The sequence below is a fragment of the Desulfoferula mesophila genome, assembly GCF_037076455.1.
Taxonomy (GTDB): domain Bacteria; phylum Desulfobacterota; class Desulfarculia; order Desulfarculales; family Desulfarculaceae; genus Desulfoferula; species Desulfoferula mesophila.
In genome coordinates, this window is sequence record NZ_AP028679.1 from 486,229 (window position 1) to 502,692 (window position 16,464).

Annotated in this window: 10 protein-coding genes; 4 read left to right on the top strand and 6 right to left on the bottom strand. The window is 68.1% G+C overall.

Going from position 1 to position 16,464, the window contains the following annotated elements; all coding sequences use genetic code 11:
- The first annotated feature begins 173 nt into the window (after window positions 1–173).
- Complete coding sequence (gene dprA / locus AACH32_RS02285) at window positions 174–1,292, top strand: DNA-processing protein DprA (RefSeq protein ID WP_338605047.1); 1,119 nt, start codon at window positions 174–176, stop codon at window positions 1,290–1,292.
- A gap of 35 nt (window positions 1,293–1,327) precedes the next feature.
- Complete coding sequence (gene topA, locus AACH32_RS02290; protein ID WP_338605049.1) at window positions 1,328–3,700, top strand: type I DNA topoisomerase; 2,373 nt, start codon at window positions 1,328–1,330, stop codon at window positions 3,698–3,700.
- A 214-nt stretch (window positions 3,701–3,914) separates the two neighbouring features.
- Here topA and AACH32_RS02295 read toward each other — a convergent pair whose 3' ends face one another.
- The 3 genes from AACH32_RS02295 to AACH32_RS02305 form a co-directional block, all read right to left on the bottom strand.
- Entirely contained in the window at window positions 3,915–4,721 is an 807-nt protein-coding gene (locus AACH32_RS02295; protein WP_338605050.1) for a transporter substrate-binding domain-containing protein, read from the bottom strand.
- 168 nt (window positions 4,722–4,889) lie between these two features.
- Window positions 4,890–5,690, bottom strand: coding sequence for a transporter substrate-binding domain-containing protein (locus AACH32_RS02300; protein ID WP_338605051.1), 801 nt, complete (start codon window positions 5,688–5,690; stop codon window positions 4,890–4,892).
- Window positions 5,691–5,709: 19 nt separating this feature from the next.
- Window positions 5,710–6,939, bottom strand: a complete 1,230-nt coding sequence (locus AACH32_RS02305; RefSeq protein WP_338605052.1) for a M20 family metallo-hydrolase — start codon at window positions 6,937–6,939, stop codon at window positions 5,710–5,712.
- A gap of 183 nt (window positions 6,940–7,122) precedes the next feature.
- On the opposite strand from AACH32_RS02305, the gene AACH32_RS02310 reads away from it, so the two are divergent.
- Window positions 7,123–11,742 carry a hypothetical protein gene (locus tag AACH32_RS02310; protein WP_338605054.1) on the top strand — a complete coding sequence of 1,540 codons (4,620 nt, stop codon included), beginning with the start codon at window positions 7,123–7,125 and terminating at the stop codon, window positions 11,740–11,742.
- A gap of 310 nt (window positions 11,743–12,052) precedes the next feature.
- Here AACH32_RS02310 and AACH32_RS02315 read toward each other — a convergent pair whose 3' ends face one another.
- From AACH32_RS02315 to AACH32_RS02325, 3 genes are read right to left on the bottom strand one after another with little or no spacing between them, the layout of a single operon-like run.
- Window positions 12,053–12,658, bottom strand: a complete 606-nt coding sequence (locus AACH32_RS02315) for a nitroreductase family protein (RefSeq protein WP_338605056.1) — start codon at window positions 12,656–12,658, stop codon at window positions 12,053–12,055.
- Between the two features lie 21 nt (window positions 12,659–12,679).
- Window positions 12,680–14,422 carry a 4-hydroxy-3-methylbut-2-enyl diphosphate reductase gene (ispH, locus tag AACH32_RS02320; RefSeq protein WP_338605058.1) on the bottom strand — a complete coding sequence of 581 codons (1,743 nt, stop codon included), beginning with the start codon at window positions 14,420–14,422 and terminating at the stop codon, window positions 12,680–12,682.
- Entirely contained in the window at window positions 14,419–15,408 is a 990-nt protein-coding gene (locus AACH32_RS02325; protein ID WP_338605059.1) for a tRNA dihydrouridine synthase, read from the bottom strand. Before AACH32_RS02325 ends, ispH begins: the two co-directional genes overlap by 4 nt.
- Before the next feature lie 114 nt (window positions 15,409–15,522).
- Here AACH32_RS02325 and AACH32_RS02330 point away from each other — a divergent pair, with 114 nt between their 5' ends.
- The gene (locus AACH32_RS02330; RefSeq protein ID WP_338605061.1) at window positions 15,523–16,461 is read left to right on the top strand and encodes a radical SAM protein; all 939 of its coding nucleotides are present in this window, start codon (window positions 15,523–15,525) and stop codon (window positions 16,459–16,461) included.
- Window positions 16,462–16,464: the final 3 nt, after the last annotated feature.

Sequence of the window (16,464 nt, forward strand, 5' to 3'; positions counted from 1 at the left end):
GGCCCCGCCTGATTGTGCGGTGGCGGGCGCAAATGCAAAGTAACGCACTGGCCATCGGGCTGTCAATGATAAGCGGGGGCGGCCGCGAAGCCGGCCTTCATGGAGGCGGAGGTTCCGGCCCGTGGAAAAAGACCTTGACCGGCGGGGGGGGCTGTGGGTAGCTTTTCTACCCCATGGAAGGAAAAACACGAGCCCAGGGCTCCCAGGAGCTCTTGGATTGGCTGGGGCTGAAGCTCATTCCCGGCGTGGGAAGCGTCACCTTCGCCCGCCTGGTGGAGGCCTTCGGCAGCCCCGGCGCGGCCTTGGGCGCTCCCCTGGCCGCCCTGGAGGCCCTGCCCCGCCTCAGGCCCCAGGTGGCCCGGGCGGTGCACCGCCAAGCCTGGGAGTCCGACCCCCAGGAGCAGCTCGAGCGCCTCGACAAGCTGGGCGGCCGACTGCTCATCCAAAGCGATCCCGACTACCCGCCCTTTTTGGCGGGCATCCACGCCCCGCCTCCCTTGCTCTACCTGCTGGGCGATCTGGCCCCCTGCCATGAGGGGGGCGTCGCGGTGGTGGGCAGCCGGGCCATGAGCCCCTACGGCCGCCGCCTGGCCGCGGAACTGGGCCGCGACGTGGCCCGCCACGGGGTGAGCCTGGTCTCGGGCCTGGCCCGGGGGGTGGACGCCGTGGCCCACGCCGGGGCCCTGGAGGCGGGGGGCCACAGCGTGGGGGTGTTGGGCTGCGGCCTGGACGTGGTCTATCCCCGCGAGAACCGCGAGCTCATCGCCCGCATGGCCGCCCAGGGCGCGGTGGTGAGCGAATTTCCCCTGGGCGCCCAGCCCGTGGCGGCCAACTTCCCGGTGCGTAACCGGGTGATCAGCGGGCTGAGCCGGGCCGTGGTGGTGGTGGAGGCGGGCCTCAAGAGCGGATCGTTGATCACCGCCCGCCACGCCCTGGAACAGGGTCGCGAGGTGTTCGCGGTGCCCGGCCCGGTGGGCTCGGCCACTAGCGCGGGCAGCAATCAACTGATAAAGGAAGGGGCCCGGCTGCTCACAAGCAGCCGCGATCTTTTCGAGCCCGGCGCCCTGCCGCCGGGGCCGGGGCCGGGAGCCCCGCGGCCCATGGAGCCCGGCGAGCTGAGCCCGGCCGAGGCCGAACTTTTGGAGCTGGTGGGGCCCGAGCCCCAGCACATAGACCAGATAGGCCGGGCCAGCGGCCTGGCCCCCGGCGAGTTGGCCACCCTTTTGCTCAACCTGGTGTTGGCCGAGAGGGTGGTGGAGTTGCCGGGCAAGCTTTATGTGCTTAACCTGTAGGTAACCCGCAACGGAGATAAACGCTTTTTACCGTTATGGCCAAAAACCTGCTCATAGTCGAATCGCCGGCCAAGGCCCGCACCATCAAGAAGTACCTGGGCAATGATTTCTCGGTCAAAGCCTCGGTGGGACACGTGGTGGACCTGCCCAAAAAACGCCTGGGGGTGGACCTGGACAAGGAGTTCACTCCGGAATACCAGGTGATCAAGGGCAAGGAAAAGGTGGTCCGCGAACTCAAGAAAGCCGCGGAAAGCGCCCAGGAGGTCTACCTGGCCCCCGACCCCGACCGCGAGGGCGAAGCCATCGCCTGGCACATCGCCCACCAGTTGGGTCGGCCGTTGGACAGCTACCACCGGGTGCTGTTCCACGAGCTGACCAAGGACGCCATCAAGAAGGCGGTGGCCGAGCCGGTGCACCTGGACCCCCACCGCTACGACAGCCAGCAGGCCCGGCGCATCCTGGACCGTCTGGTGGGCTATCAGATCTCGCCCCTGTTGTGGGAAAAGGTGCGCGGCGGCCTGTCGGCCGGGCGGGTGCAGTCGGTGGCCCTTCGGCTCATCGTGGAGCGCGAGCGGGCCATCCAGGCCTTTGAGGCCCGCGAATACTGGAGCGTGACCGCCGCCCTGGCCGGGGACCAGCCGCCCCGCTTCAGCGCCAAGCTGGTGGAGGTGGGGGGCAAGAAGTTCGAGCCCGGCAACGAGGCCGAGGCCATGGCCGGAGTGGCGGCCATTCAGAGCGGCCCCTTCACCGTGGCCAAGATCAACAAGCGCCAGGTAAAACGCCGCCCGGCCCCGCCGTTTATCACCAGCACCCTGCAGCAGGAGGCCTATCGCAAGCTGGGCTTCACCACCAAGAAGACCATGACCCTGGCCCAGAAGCTCTACGAGGGCAAGGAGACCGGCGAGGGCGCGGTGGGTCTGATCACCTACATGCGTACCGACTCCACCCGCCTGGCCCAGCCCGCCGTGGCCGAGGCCCGCGATATCATCGGTGAGCGCTACGGGGCCGAGTACGTGCCCCCCAAACCCAACGTGTACAAGTCGCGCTCCGGGGCCCAGGACGCCCACGAGGCCATCCGCCCCACCAGCGGGGCCCGCGCCCCCGAGGACATGACTAAATACCTGAGCGGCGACGAGCTCAAGCTCTACCGCCTCATCTGGCAGCGCTTTTTGGCCAGCCAGATGGCCCCGGCCCTCTACGACCGCACCCAGGCCGACATCGCCTCGGGCACCGGGGTGCTCCGGGCCAACGGCCAGATCAAGACCTTCCCCGGTTTCACCGCCGTGTACGAGGAGGGCAAGGACCAGGGCGACGAGGTGGAGCAGGAGGGCCTGCTGCCCCCGCTGGCCCAGGGCCAGGAGCTCAAGCTGGAGGGCATCGAGCCCAAGCAGCACTTCACCCAGCCGCCGCCGCGCTTTTCCGAGGCCAGCCTGGTCAAGGAGCTGGAGGAAAAGGGCATCGGCCGCCCCTCCACCTATTCGGCCATCCTCTCCACCCTGGTGGACCGCAAGTACGTGAGCAAGGTCAAGCGCCAGCTGGCCCCCACCGAGATGGGCCTGGTGGTCAACGACCTGTTGGTGGAGAGCTTCCCCCAGATCATGGAGGTGGACTTCACCGCCCAGCTGGAGCAAAGCCTGGACCAGGTGGAGGAGGGCAAGCGCGACTGGCGCAAGCTGTTGGACGACTTCTACGGCCCCTTTGCCCGGGCCCTGGACGAGGCCAAGTCCACCATGCGCCAGGTAAAGGGCAAGGGACTCATCACCGACGTGGACTGCCCCGAGTGCGGCAAGAAGATGGCCATCCGCCTGGGCAAGCACGGCGAGTTCCTGGCCTGCTCCGGCTACCCGGAGTGCAAGACCACCTTTGACTTCAGCCGGGACGAAAAGGGCAACATCATCCCCGACGAGCCCGCCCCGGACCCGGGCATCGCCTGCGAAAAGTGCGGCGCGCCCATGGCCGTCAAAAAGGGCCGCTATGGCCCCTTCCTGGCCTGCACCGCCTATCCCAAATGCAGCCACATCCTGCCCCTGGACGAAAACGGTCAGGCCATGGAAAAGCCGGCCGCCGAGCCCCTGGGCGAGGACTGCCCCAAGTGCGGCGAGCCCCTGGTGATCAAGCCCACCCGCAGCGGAGGGCGCTTCATCTCCTGCTCGGGCTACCCCAAGTGCCGCTACAGCCGGGGCCTGCCCGTGGGCGTGGCCTGCCCCAAATGCGGGGGCGAGATCGTGGAAAAGCGCTCCCGCCGGGGCAAGAACTTCTACGGCTGCGACAACTACCCCAAGTGCGACTACGCCACCTGGAGCAAGCCGGTGGCCAAAGCCTGCCCCGCCTGCGGCCATCCCTTTGTGGTGGAGAAGAAGAAGGGGGTGGGGACCGTGTGCCCCGAATGCAAGGCCGAACAGGACTGACGGCTTCGCCAGCCACCGCATGGCGGCGTTGTCAACTTCGCTCGGTCCTCGGGGTAGGTTTGGCTACCCCTGCGTTCCTCGCTCGTTTCCGCCTTGCCCTGCGGCGGCTGGCTGTGCCGCTGTGAGGGAGCTTTTTCCGGCCAGATCATGATTAAAGACAAGAAAAGCCCCGCCCGAAACCGGGCGGGGCTCGCTATTTAAGCTGGTCGCGGGGCTAGCGGGGCAGTTTCTTGATCCAGCCGGACTGCTTGAACCAGCGCGCCTTCAGCTCGGTCAGGCCGCCGCCGGCGGTCAGGGTGCCCAGGTAGTTGTCCACCATGTTTTGCAGCAGGGAGTCGTTGGCCGGCACCGCCACTCCCAGGGGCTCGAAGGTGAAGGGCTTTTGCAGGGCGGCCAGGTTGTCGGCCTTGTACTGGAAGCTGGCCAGCACGCAGTAGGGGAAGTCGGCCACCATGACCTGGGCCTTGCCGGCCAGCAAGGCCTTGAGGGCGTCTTCGTTATCCTTGTACGCCACGATTTTGGCCTTGGGCAACAGCTGCTTGACGGTGGTCTCGCCGGTGGTGCCCTTGTTAACCGCCACGGTGTATTCAGGCTTGTTGAAGTCGGTGAGGTCGCGAATCTTCTGCATCATGTCGCCCTTCATCAGGGCCCCCTGGCCGGTGACGAAGTAAGGCCCGGCGAAATAGGCCTTGGTGTTGCGCTCGGGAGTCATGGTCATGCCCGAGATCACCAGATCCACCTTGCCCGCGTTGAGCGCCTCCAAGAGTTTGGGGAAGGGGATGACCTCGATCTTCAGCTTGACCTTGATGGCCTGGGCCAAGATTTTGGCCAGGTCCACGTCCAGGCCCATGATGGTGCCGTCGTTGGCCTTGAAGTTGAAGGGGGGGTAGTCGGTCGCGGTGCCCACCACCAGCTCGCCTTTTTTGACGATACGGTCCATCACCGGGCCGGCCAGGGCGGCCGAGGCCAGGGCCAGGGTCATAAAAGCCACCAGGGCGATGACGATTCCAGTCTTGCGCATGAAACTCTCCTTAAAATAAGATCGCGAAAATGATGGTTATCATGGCCACATATATGGCCCCGTGACAAGCGTTATTCAACTGAAAACCATCGGAACCGCAAAAAAGCCGGGGCCCTGGCCCCGGCTTTGCTTACGATATCGCCGCCCGCCCCAGCGGGGCCGGGCGGGTTAGGGCAATAGCCGCATCCAGGCGGGGTTTTTGAGCCAACGGTTTTTGAGGAAATTCAGTTTGCCGCCGCCTTCCATGTTGAACAAAAAGTTGGTCACCAGGTTGTCCCATTGGGGATCGCCGGGGGGCAAGGCGATGCCCAGGGGCTCGAAGGTGAAGGGCTTTTCCAGGGTGCCCAGCTTGGCCTCGGGGTTGCGGAAGGCCGCCACCGCGCAGTAGGGGTAGTCGGCCACCATGGCCTTGACCTGGCCGTTCAACAGCAGCTCCAGGGCCTGGTCCAGGGTGTCCGCCACGACGATCTTGGCCTTGCTCATCACCTGGCGGACGGCCTGCTCGCTGGTGGTGCCCTTGGCCACGGAGACGCTGAAGCCGGGCTGGTTCACGCTGTCCAGACCCTTGATGCCCGCGCCCACCTTCTGGGTGGCCAACAGGGTCTGACCGGAGATGAAGTAGGGCCCGGCGAAGTAGACCTTGGCGTTGCGCTGGGGGGTCACGCCTATGCCCCCGATGGCCAGGTCCACCTCCCCGGCCGCGGCGGCCGGCACCAGGCGCTCGAAGGGCATCCGCTTCAGCGTGAGGCGCACCCCCAGCGACTGGGCCAGATCCTTGACGATGTCCACGTCCAGCCCGATCAATTCCCCGTCCTTGCTCACGGCGGTGAGGGGAGGGTAGGCCCCGGAGGTGGCCACCACCAGCTCCTTTTTGGCGAACACGCGATCTATCACCGCCCCGGCCTGGGCCGGAGCGGCGGCCAGGGTCAGGGCAACGAGGGCCGCAAGGGCCAGGTACCACCTTTTCATGCTTGCTCCTTCCCTGGGCTCAGGCCAGCCCGGCGTAGATGAGGGCCATCACCTGGGCGTCGGCGATCATGGAAGAGATCCGGGCGAACTCGTCGGGCTGGTGCACCGAGGGTTCGCAGGAGTACCACACCGCCACCGGCAGGCCGGCCTTGCGGAAAAAGGCGGCCACCGTGCCGCCGCCCACCCCGCCCACCTTGGGCTCCAGGCCGCGCACCCGCTTTACCCCCCGGGTCAGGGCTTGCACCACCGGAGACTGGGGGTCGGTGGCCGGGGCGGCCTGCATGCGGTTGACCACCTCCAACTCCACCGTGGCCCCCTCCCGGGCGGCGATGGCCTCGAAGCGTTCGGTGAAAACGGCCAGCACTTCTTCCAGGGTGATCCCCGGCAAAATGCGGCAGTCCACGTAGAACACGTCGCGGCCGGGCACCGTGTTGATGTTGGACACCCCCGCTTCCTTGCGGGTGGGCTCGCAGGTGCTCACCATGGGGTCGAACAGGGGGTCGGCGGCCCCGAAGCCCTGGGCCAGCTCCCGGGTGGCCACCATCATCTTGGCCGCGGCGTACAGGGCGTTGACCCCCTTGTGGGGGGTGGAGCCGTGCACCTGCTTGCCCTGCACCGTGACCTTGAGCCAGAGCATGGATTTTTCCGCCACTTCGATGAAGCTGCCGTCCGGCTCGCCCGCGTCGGGCACCAGGATAAGGTCGTCCGGCGAAAACAACTCCGGCCGCTTTTTTAGCAGGTGCTCCAGGCCGTAGGCCGAGCCGGTCTCCTCGTCGGACACGGCGATGAGCCCCACCGGCCCGGCCGGGGCGATGCCCTCGTCTTGTAGAGCCTGCAGGGCGAAGTAGCTCGAGACCAGGGCGGCGTGGTCGTCCATGACCCCCCGGCCGTAGATGAGGTCGCCGTCCACCTTGAGCTCCCAGGGATCGCTGGACCACAGGGAGCGGTCGCCCTCGGGCACCACGTCCAGATGGCCCAGGACCCACACCGGGGGGCCGTCGCCGCCGGGCATCACCCCCCACAGGTTGGGCCGCACCCCGCCGGGCACCCGCTCGTCCGGGGCGTCCTCGTGCTCCGTCTCCAGGCCCAACTCCTTGAGCCAACGCTCGAATATGGCGGCCTTTTCGCCCTCGCCCTCGCCGCCGTTGGTGGGCCCCAGGGAGGGGACGGCCACCAGCTCGCGCTGGGCCTCGATCATCCGCTCGCCGTAGGTCCCTATCCTTTGCAACAACCTCTGCGCCTGGTCCATGTCCGCTCCCTGTTGAATGCCGGTTCGAGCCCAAGGGCCTGAGAGTAGGCTAGCCTGACGGCCGCCGGGGGTCAAGGCGCATTGACACTTGCAATTCAAGGGGTTAACATTCCTGAACCTTGCTGGTCCGCCCGGGAGCGGGGGGTGAGCTCACCCCAGTCCCCCCCGGGCCAAAGGAGTACCGTGCCCGACGTCGTCGCCAAGGCGGCTCTGCCCCCGGAAGTCAGAAGATTTTCGGGGCTATACCGCTTTATTGACCCCGAGCGCTTTGCCGAGTTGGGCATCGACCCGGAGGACGTGCCCCTGGGCACCTACCCCGCCGAGGACCACCCTCCCTTTTTGCCCGACCGCCTGGGGGGCAACGCCTACGGCCTGGGCCTTTTCGAGCAGGCCACCCTGCCGCCGGAGCAGGCCAGCCTGGTGGAGGGCCTGGACCTGGCCGATTCCGAGGCGGTGGCCGCCAACCACCGCCAGCTCAACGACATCTTCAAGCGCCTGGGCCTGCTGATTCGCTACACCAGCCAGGGCGCGCCCTTTTTCCTCATCCCCCGCCAATTCGTGGCCCACTTCCTGGTGGAGGTGCGCGCCCGGGCCGACGAGATCATCGCCTTTTTGAGCGGGCTGATGGTGCGCCGCCTGCGCGAAACCATGCGGGTGGGGCTGCTCTCGGCCGAGAGCGAGCTGCTCTTGCCCGAGCTGGCCAGCCGCATGCCCCACCTGGAATTCGTGGTGCTGGAAAGTCTGGAGCAGGTGGCCGCCAACCGGGAGCCCCTGGAGGCGGTGGTGCTGGTGGAGGATCCCTGGGAGTTTTTCGCCGAGCGCCTGCGCCGGGCGGGCTGGGACACCCCCAACGACCGCCGGGGCCGCGAGGATCTGGGCTATTTCGCGGCCGGGCGGCTCTACGACCTGTTGGCCGAGGGCGGCGAGCTCATGATCCTGGCCGACCGGCCCCTGGCCAGCACCAACGACACCATGCAGGTGAGCTTCAAGAACCAATTGGAGTTCAAGCGCTTCCTCATGTTCAGCCACGTCTACCGCACCAGGCGGCGCTACCAGAGCGGGGCGGGCATGAGCCTGGAGGTCAATCGCTTCGACTTCTACTCCTTCCTCTCGGGCCTGGGGGTGTACCACGAAACGGTGGAGGGGCTTTTGGAGGGCCGCAGCCTGGCCTATTTGGAGCCCCAAGAGATAGACGGCCTGACCCACCAGGACCTGCCCCTGCCCCGGGGCAGCGACGAGCGCCTGCTCAACTCCTGGAGCCGCTGGTTCGGGGCCTTTTTCAGCCAGCAGCACCTGGGCACCGCCCTGCCCGAGGCCCAGGAACGGGCCTGGGCCGCCCAGTACGTCTTGGAGGGCAGCTTTCCGGAGACCCTGTGCACCTTCCAAGGGGCGCGGCGCCAGCCGCCGGAGACCCTGGCGGCCATCGCCAGCCGGGTGAGGCGCAAGCGCATCGCCGGTTGCGACCGGGAGCTGTTGGCCGCCTACAAGGATTCCTTCGCCTATGTGCTCAGGGTGTTGGACATCCTGGAGCGGGTGCGCCAGGGGACCTACACCGAGCTGCCGGGCCTGGAGCTCAGCCGCCTGCGCAAGCCCTTCGAGACCGTGGTGCACCAGAGCCAGCTCAAGGACGTGCGCCGCCTCATGGAGCTGGCCCCCCGCCTGGCCCGCCTGGAGCAGCGCCTCAACCCCGGCAAGCTCTTGGGGCCGCGCACCCCGGTCTTGGACAACCTGGAGAAGCTTTCCCTGATGGGGGTGGAGGCCGCCCCCTTGTTGCAGCTGTACCTCATGGTTCTGGGCCACAGCACCATGACCCGCGTCACCTTTGGCAAGCTGCCGGAAAACTCCCTGGGGCCCCTCACCGATCTGAGCGGCTACCAGGACCTGGCGGAGGCGGTGGAGGTGGTGCGCCTGTACCGCCTGCTCTCGGTGGCCGAGGCGGCGGCGGCCAATCCGGGCGCCCTGAGCCGGGGCCAGGCCTGGGAGATGTTCACCCTCTACGACAAGTGCATCCGGGTGCTCACCGAACCGGAGCTTACCTGGGACGACATCCTGGACGAGCAGATAAGCCAGGTGGGCGGGGTGCAGGCCAAGGCCACCCGCAAGCTGCTCAAGCTCTTCGGGCTGTTCGAGCACCTGGAGGACTGGCAGCGCCTGGAGATGGCCGGGCCGCGCGAGAAGGAGGCCCTGGCCGGCTTCGACCAGCTCAGGCTGGAGCGGGTCAACCAGGTCATCGAGTTGGTGCAACAGCTGCGCCGCTTCGTGGAGCACTTCTACGCCGGCGATTCCTCGGTGCGCCCTTATTTCTTCCGGGCCCTATTGGTCAGCGAGCTGCACGGCAGCGGGCGGCTTCTGCCCAGCCTCGGCACGGCGGCCAGCTTCACCCTGCTGTGGATCTGCGTGCATCTGAGCGAAAAGCACCTGATCAACTTCAACCCCCTGCTGGCCAACGGCGACGAGGACGAGCTGGCCGGACGCCTGGCCAAGCTGCGCCGGGCCCTCTTGGCCTTCTCGCCCCAAGACCTGCCCCCGGACCACCTGGCCCGCCTGCGCCGCAGCCTGGCCACCGGGGGCGAGGCCTACCTGGGCGACTCGGGCATCTACTTCAGCCTGGACCCGGCCACCGTGGCCCTGATGCCCCACTTCATGGACCCCCACCAGGAGCTTTCCCGGCTGGGCCAGCTGGTCAGCCACACCCAGAGCCAAGCCCTGGCCGAGGTGCCGGCCCGCCGTCTGGCGGAGATGGACCGCTGTTGCCACGAGCTGGAGTGTTTTCTTAGGGCGCAGCCCCAACCCCAGCCCGGCGAGTTGGCCCAGATGTCCGAGGAACTGCGGCGCCTGCGGACCCGCCTGGAGCGCCATCTCCTGGACGAACTCTTGGTGCTCCCGCGCTTTTCCTTGAACCTGGGCCGCCTGCTGCGGCGATGTCCCCGGATCATGGAGCGGCTGCTGCCCCAAGACGCCCAGCACCCCATGACCCGTCGCCGTCTGGCCGCCGCGGCCAAGCTGAGCGCCATGGGCCTGCGCCGCCTGGAGGGCTTCCAGGACATGCAGCTCAGCCACGAGATGGCCCGCCAGGAGTTCGGGGCCGCCGCGGCGGGCATCGTGGGGGCCACCCCTCTGCAGTTTCAGCGCCTCACCGCCAGCCTGGCCCAGCTATTGGACGTGCAGCCCTATCTGGGTCGCCTGATGATGCTGGCGGTGCTGCTCTACGAAGAGGGCGAGCCGCCCGCGCCCGAGTCCCTGGAAGACTCGGTCATGCTGGCCCACCTGGACCTGACCACGGTCCAGCACCAGGATTTGGCCTTTTTGCTGGAGCACCAGGGGCTGTTCCGCCAGATCATCTTCGGCGAGGCCTGCCTGGTGGGCCTGCAGCCGCTTTTGGAAAACAACGATCCGCCCATGGTGGAGGTGTTGTTCATCATGGCCGTGGTGTGCGGGGCGGCCCGGCGGGAGGGCTATCTCACCGAGGATCTCCTGGAGCGCTACTTCGCCCTGCTGGATCTGGTGCGCCGCCTGAGCCGCAAGCGAACCCCGGCCCGGCAGGCGCAGGACGACCTGGTGGCCGACAACGCCCGGCGCCGCCTGGCCCTGGAGCGCTATCTGGAGGTGCAGACCGACGGCTCCCCGGCCACCAGCCTGCGCTATCTTATGGAAAACACCCGCCTGCCCGACGAGGGGCGCGAGAGTTGGCTGGCCCAGGGGCGGGTGCTTACGGGCATCAACCGCCTGTTGCAGCTCCGGGGCCTGGTGCTGGTGGACTGCCAGGACCTGTTCATGCTCTACAACGAAGTGCCGCTAAAATACATCTATCGCCTCAAGGCCCTGCGCTCGGTGGGGGTCACCCACTTCGAGCGCGACCTTTACGAGGGCCGCCGGGTGCTCCGGGGCCTGGAGCAGGTCCGCCCCGAGGTGCAGGAGTTTCTGCTGCAGGCCCTGAGCGACAGCGCCCAGGCGGTGCGCCTGGCATATTTCGCCCCGGCGGCCGAACGCCTGACCTATCTCAACCAGGTACGCCTTTTGGTGCTGGGCCTGGCCGCGGCGGGCCTGGTCTCCCAGGGAGACGGGCGGCCGGTGACCGTGAGCTTCGCGCCCCTGGCGCGGGTGATGGGCCGCAAGTTCGAGATGGTCAACGAGCTGGTCAGTTCCCTGGACGCCAAGGCCCTGGTGCAAAACCCCGAGGATCTAAAGCGCCTGGTAGGGGCCAAGGAGGGCCTGTCGCTCATTCTGGCCGCCCGGGGGAACAAGGTGAGCCTGGCCGCCGAAGACTCCCTGCGCCTGGACCGCAAGATCGAGGCGGTGCGCCGGGCCTCCAGCCCGGGCAAGCTCAAGCGCCTGTATCACGACGAGCTCAAGAAGCTCAGCCTCACCGCCCACCGCAACGTGGACTACCAGCAGCGCCTGGAAGAGGCCTTCCAGGCCAGCCTGGAGCGTCTGGGTTCTGCGATGCTGGAGCGGGTGGGCCAGACCATGGCCGCGGTGGAAGACCTGGCCCGGTTGGAGGAGGTGTTCAAGCTCGCCTGGGAGCAGGGCCAGGAGCTGCCCCTGGGGCCGGACCGCCAGGGCAGCCTGCGCGACTTGTTCGAAATGAACGCCGAGCGCCTCAGGGCCCAACTGTTGGAACGCCTCACCGCCCGCCTGGAGCGGGTGGGCAGCTTCCAGGAACTGGACGAGCTGTGGCAGCGGGCCAAAAATAAGCTGGCCGAGCAGAGCCGCTACGTGGGCCAGCCCTTCCATCTGGAGGTGGCCCGCCGTTTTGATAGAAGAGCGCAAGAGTTGAGGGGACGCGCCCGTCCCACCCTCTAGGCGGCTTCGCCAGGCGGCACCAGGCTGCGTTGCGGGCGGCGCTCGCCTCCTCGGCGTATTGGCATATACGCCTGCGGGTCTCGCTGGCCCGGCGCCTTGCCTGGCATCCCCTGGCTGTGCCGCTGGGGGGAGCGGCTTCGCCAGGTGGCCGATAGCTGCGTTGCCGGCTTAGCTCAAGGCTCGATGTAGGCTCTGCTACATCCGCGCCATTCGCTGGCCGGACGCCTTGCTCTCGCCCGCCTAGCTGTGCCGCTGGGCGTGGTGATTTTAAGAAAGAACTGAAAAATAACCGTAGCCTGCCGGGTGCGGGTTATTTGCCGCCGTGGCGCTTCCAATGCAGCATGTTGCCCAGGGCCCGCTTGGGCACCACCTGGCGGCCGTGGTCGTCGCGCCAGTAGCGGATGACCTCCTTGCCCACCTGCTCCGGGGACAGGTCCACGGTGGTGGGCTCCTCGGCCGGGCGGCCCAGGGCGATCACCGAATCCAGCTTGAGTTCCGGGGGCAGGCCCAGCAGCTTGGAGGCCCTGGGCCCGTTGATGCTGTGGATCCAGCAGGTGCCCACTCCCTGGTCCTGGGCCAACAGCAGCATGGCCATCACCGCCGCGCCCAGGTCGTAGTCGCTGCCCACCGACGGCAGATACTCCTGGCGCACGGCCACCGCGACATAGGCGGTGGGGCGATGGGCCTCGTCGGGGGTGCCCACCGGCGCGGTGTAGGCGGCCCACTTGAGGCAGCCGAAGATTTCTTCGCAGAGCTCCGGCTGGGTTACCACCACGTATTCCAGGGGTTGCAGGTTGGCCGCCGCCGGGGACAGGCGGGCCACGGCCACCAGATCCTCCAAGAAGCCGCGCTCCAAGGGCTCCTGGGAAAAGCTGCGCACCGAGCGCCGCGCCAGGATGGCTTGCCTAGTTTCCATGATTTCCTCTTCGCGTACCGTCTAGAAAACCCACCAGGCCAGGGCCAGGACTCCGGCCAGCCAGAAATTGCCGTCCACCAGGGCCTCGCCCATGGTGCCGGGCAAAAGGTCGCCCCGGCTGAGCACCCGCTGCATCGTCGCCAGCCCGGCCACGGGCAAAAGCAGCAACCAGCACAGCCCCGCCGGCAGCCCGGCCAGGGGGGCCAGGAGCATAAGAAGGGCCAGGGCGGCCAGCAGCCAGGAGACCAGGCGCAAGGTGCCCTTTTCGCCCAGCATGATGGGTATGGTCTCCTTGCCCACCACCAGGTCGCCCTGCACGTCCAGCACGTCGAACACCGCGCAGCGGCAAAACACCAGCACCGTGGTGTAGACAAAGGCCAACAGCAGGGCCGCGGGGTTCCACACCCCCAGGGTCACGGCGGGCAGGGCCGCCACCACCACCGCCCAGGCCCCGGCGGCGCTCACCGTCTTGGAGCCGGGGATGTCCTTGAGGCTGGCGAACTTCAGTCGCCGGCTCAGGGCGGCGGGCACCACGGGCACCGAGTAGAGGATGCCCAGCAGGCTGATGAGGCTGACGATGACAAAGGGCCAGGGCCCCAGCACAAGGCACAGCGCCAGGGCGGCGGCCGCGCTGAAGATTCCCGAGCCGATCAAGAAGACCCGGTGCTTGATCAGAAATTGGGCCCGGTCCGGGTCGTTGTATTGGCCCGCTTCCTTGTCCAGGAAGTGGTTGAGGATGTGCATGGCGTAGATGTAGAAGAAGGCGGTGGCCGCCAGGGAGAGGTGGGGCCGCATCCCCTGGAGCAGGCTGGCCGCGCAGGTCATCAACGCCGCGCCCAGGGCCACCAGCAGCTGGCTGCGCACGAAGAAGCGGAACACCCGCCGCAGCAAATAGGAGCCGTGCCCCTCGCCCTCGCTGCGCAGGGTGCCCAGTTCCCGGAGCACCCGCTTGATGAGCCAGTTGGGGGTGGAAGCCCCGGCGGTGACCCCCACCGTGTCCAGGCGGGCCAGCTTCTCCCGGGGCAGCTCCTCGGCGGTCTCCACCGCGAACACCGGTTTGCCCAGATCGGCGGCCACCTGGGCCAGGCGCTGGGTGTTGCCGCTGCTGCGACCGCCCACCACCACCACCGCGTCCACCTCTCCGGCCAGGTTCTTGACCTCGTCCTGGCGGCGGTGGGTGGCCTCGCAGATGGTCTGGTGCACCTCCACCGCGCCGAAGCGCTTTTCCAGGGCCGCCACGATGGCCGCGAGGTTCTCGCCGGTCTGGGTGGTCTGGGCCGCCACCACCACGTCGCTGAGCGGCGGTAGCTGGGCCACCTCCTCGGGCCTGGACACCACCCGGCCCCGCCCCTGGGAGTGGCCCATGAGGCCCACCACCTCGGGGTGGCTGGCGTCGCCCACGATGATCACGTCCGCCCCCCGCCTGGCCGCCCGGGCGATGATGGCCTGCACCCGGATGACCCGGGGGCAGGTGCCCTCCACGACGCGGCTGAAGCCCGCCGCCTTCAGGCGCTGTTTGTCCTGGGGCGGCACCCCGTGGGCCCTGATGATCACCGTGCCGCCGTCCACGCTGCCCGGCGGGGGTATTTCGCTCAGCACCCGGATGCCCTTGCTCTCCAACAGATCGAGCACTTGGGGGTTGTGGATCAGGGGGCCGTAGGTGAACACCGGGCCCTGGGCATGGTGGGCCTGGGTAAGGGCCAGCTCCATGGCCCGGCGCACCCCCATGCAAAAACCGGCGTAGCGGGCCAGCCGAACCTTCATGCCGCCTGCTCCGGTTGTTGGGGTTCAGCGGGCCCCGGCTCCAGGAAAAATTGGTCGCACAGGGCCCACAACTCGCCTAACTCCCGGCAGGGCCCGGCCGCGCGGCGAAACTGGGAGGCTCCGGGCAGGCCCCGGGAATACCACATCATGAATTGCCGCACGAAATGCAGGGCATGGCCCTCGCCGCCCAATTGCTTGGCCAGCTCCAGGTGCTCGGCCAGGGCGCGGCGCTTCATGGCCGGGGTCACCGCCGAGGGCTCGCGGCCCTCCAGGCGGGCCAGGGCGCGGGTGAAGATCCAAGGATCGCCCATGGCCCCCCGGCCGATCATCACCGCCGCGCAGCCGGTCTCGGCCAGCATGCGCACCGCGTCGCGCCCGCTGGTCACGTCGCCGTTGCCGATAACCGGCACGGGGCACCAGGCGGCCAGGCGCCGGATGGCCCCCCAATCGGCCCGCCCTCCGAAGCCCTGGCGGGTGGTGCGGGCGTGCAGGGTTATGGCCTGGGCTCCCGCCTTCACCAGGCGGGGCACCAGGTCTTCGGTGATGTCGCGGCTGGGCCCCAGGCGAATCTTGGCGCTAACCGGCAGGCGGGAGTTCTCGGCCACCGCGGCCATGATCTCGGCGGCGCGGACCGGGTCTTCCAACAGGGCGCTGCCCGCGCCGGGGCGGCGCACCTTTTTGGCCGGGCAGCCCATGTTCACGTCCAGGGCGTCGGCCTCCAGGTCGCCGGCCAAAGCCGCGGCCCGGCCCATCTGATCGGGATCGGCCCCGAACAGCTGCAACACCAGGGGCCGCTCGCCGGGCAGGCTGCGGGCCAGGCGCAGGGTCTGGGGCTGGCGGCGCAACAGGCCGGGGGCGCTGATCATTTCGCTGTAGACCATGGCCGCGCCGGCCCGGCGGGCCATGAGGCGAAAGGCGGGGCCCGACACCCCGGCCATGGGCGCGGCCACAAACGGCGATTGCAGTGTAAGCCCCAGTAGTTGCATGGGGTTGAGTCTACCTGAGCCCCGAGGGGCTGTAAACCTGCTCACTTGACATGGGGGCGGTCAGGTACGAACATTTAGGGGCGTCGCCTTTCCGCAAGCTGGAGGGAGTTAAGCGTGAGCGGTTCCGACGGCCAGCAGGCCGTGTTCGGGCCGGTGCCCAGCCGGAGGCTGGGCCGGAGTTTGGGGGTGGACTTGGTCTACCCCAAGACCTGCCCATTGGATTGCATCTACTGCGAACTGGGCCGCACCACGGTGCACACCGCCCAGCGCGGCCGCTTTCGCGACGCGGACCAGGTGTTGGCCCAAGTGGCCCGGCGCCTGTCCGAGATGGACACCCCGCCGGATTTCGTGACCCTGGCCGGCAGCGGCGAGCCCACCCTGCACCTGGAGCTGGGCCGGGTCATCGCCGAGCTTAAACGCCTCAGCCCCTGCCGGGTGGCGGTGCTCACCAACGGGGTGCTGTTGCCCGACCCCCAGGTGCGCCGCGATTTGGCTTTGGCCGACGTGGTGATCCCCAGCCTGGACGCGGTGGACCAACAGATATTTGAACGCATCAACCGGCCCGTGCCTGGGCTTATAATAGACGACGTTGTCGAAGGCCTGAAGGCCTTTGCCCGCGAGTTCGACGGCAAGCTGTGGCTGGAGATTCTCCTGGCCTCGGGCATCAACGACTCTCCCGAGCACTTGGTCGCCCTGGCGGCCGCGGCCCGGGAGATCGGCCCGGAGCTGGTGCAGCTCAACACGGTGATCCGCCCTCCGGCGGTGCCCGGAGTGGGCGCCCTGTCCCTGGAGCGCCTGGAGGAGATCGCCACCGGCTTCGGCCTGCCCTGCACGGTGAGCGCCCCTCCCCGGCCCGCGGCCGGCGGCGAGCGGGGCGACCTGGAGCTCCAGGTGTGCGAGATGACCCGGCGCCGGCCCTGCACCGTCTCCGACGTGGCCGCCATGGCCGGGGTGCAGCCGGAGCGGGCCGAGCGGCTTTTGCACGAGCTGGCCCGCAAGGGCCTGGTGCGGCCGGAAGATTTCGGGGGCGAGATTTTTTATCGCGGTTTGTAGGTT

Coding starts and splice junctions, on each gene's coding strand:
- ispH (WP_338605058.1), bottom strand. CDS start 14,422: ATGAAGGTTCGGCTGGCCCGCTACGCCGGTTTTTGCATGGGGGTGCGC.
- AACH32_RS02295 (WP_338605050.1), bottom strand. CDS start 4,721: ATGCGCAAGACTGGAATCGTCATCGCCCTGGTGGCTTTTATGACCCTG.
- AACH32_RS02305 (WP_338605052.1), bottom strand. CDS start 6,939: ATGGACCAGGCGCAGAGGTTGTTGCAAAGGATAGGGACCTACGGCGAG.
- dprA (WP_338605047.1), top strand. CDS start 174: ATGGAAGGAAAAACACGAGCCCAGGGCTCCCAGGAGCTCTTGGATTGG.
- AACH32_RS02325 (WP_338605059.1), bottom strand. CDS start 15,408: ATGCAACTACTGGGGCTTACACTGCAATCGCCGTTTGTGGCCGCGCCC.
- AACH32_RS02315 (WP_338605056.1), bottom strand. CDS start 12,658: ATGGAAACTAGGCAAGCCATCCTGGCGCGGCGCTCGGTGCGCAGCTTT.
- AACH32_RS02300 (WP_338605051.1), bottom strand. CDS start 5,690: ATGAAAAGGTGGTACCTGGCCCTTGCGGCCCTCGTTGCCCTGACCCTG.
- topA (WP_338605049.1), top strand. CDS start 1,328: ATGGCCAAAAACCTGCTCATAGTCGAATCGCCGGCCAAGGCCCGCACC.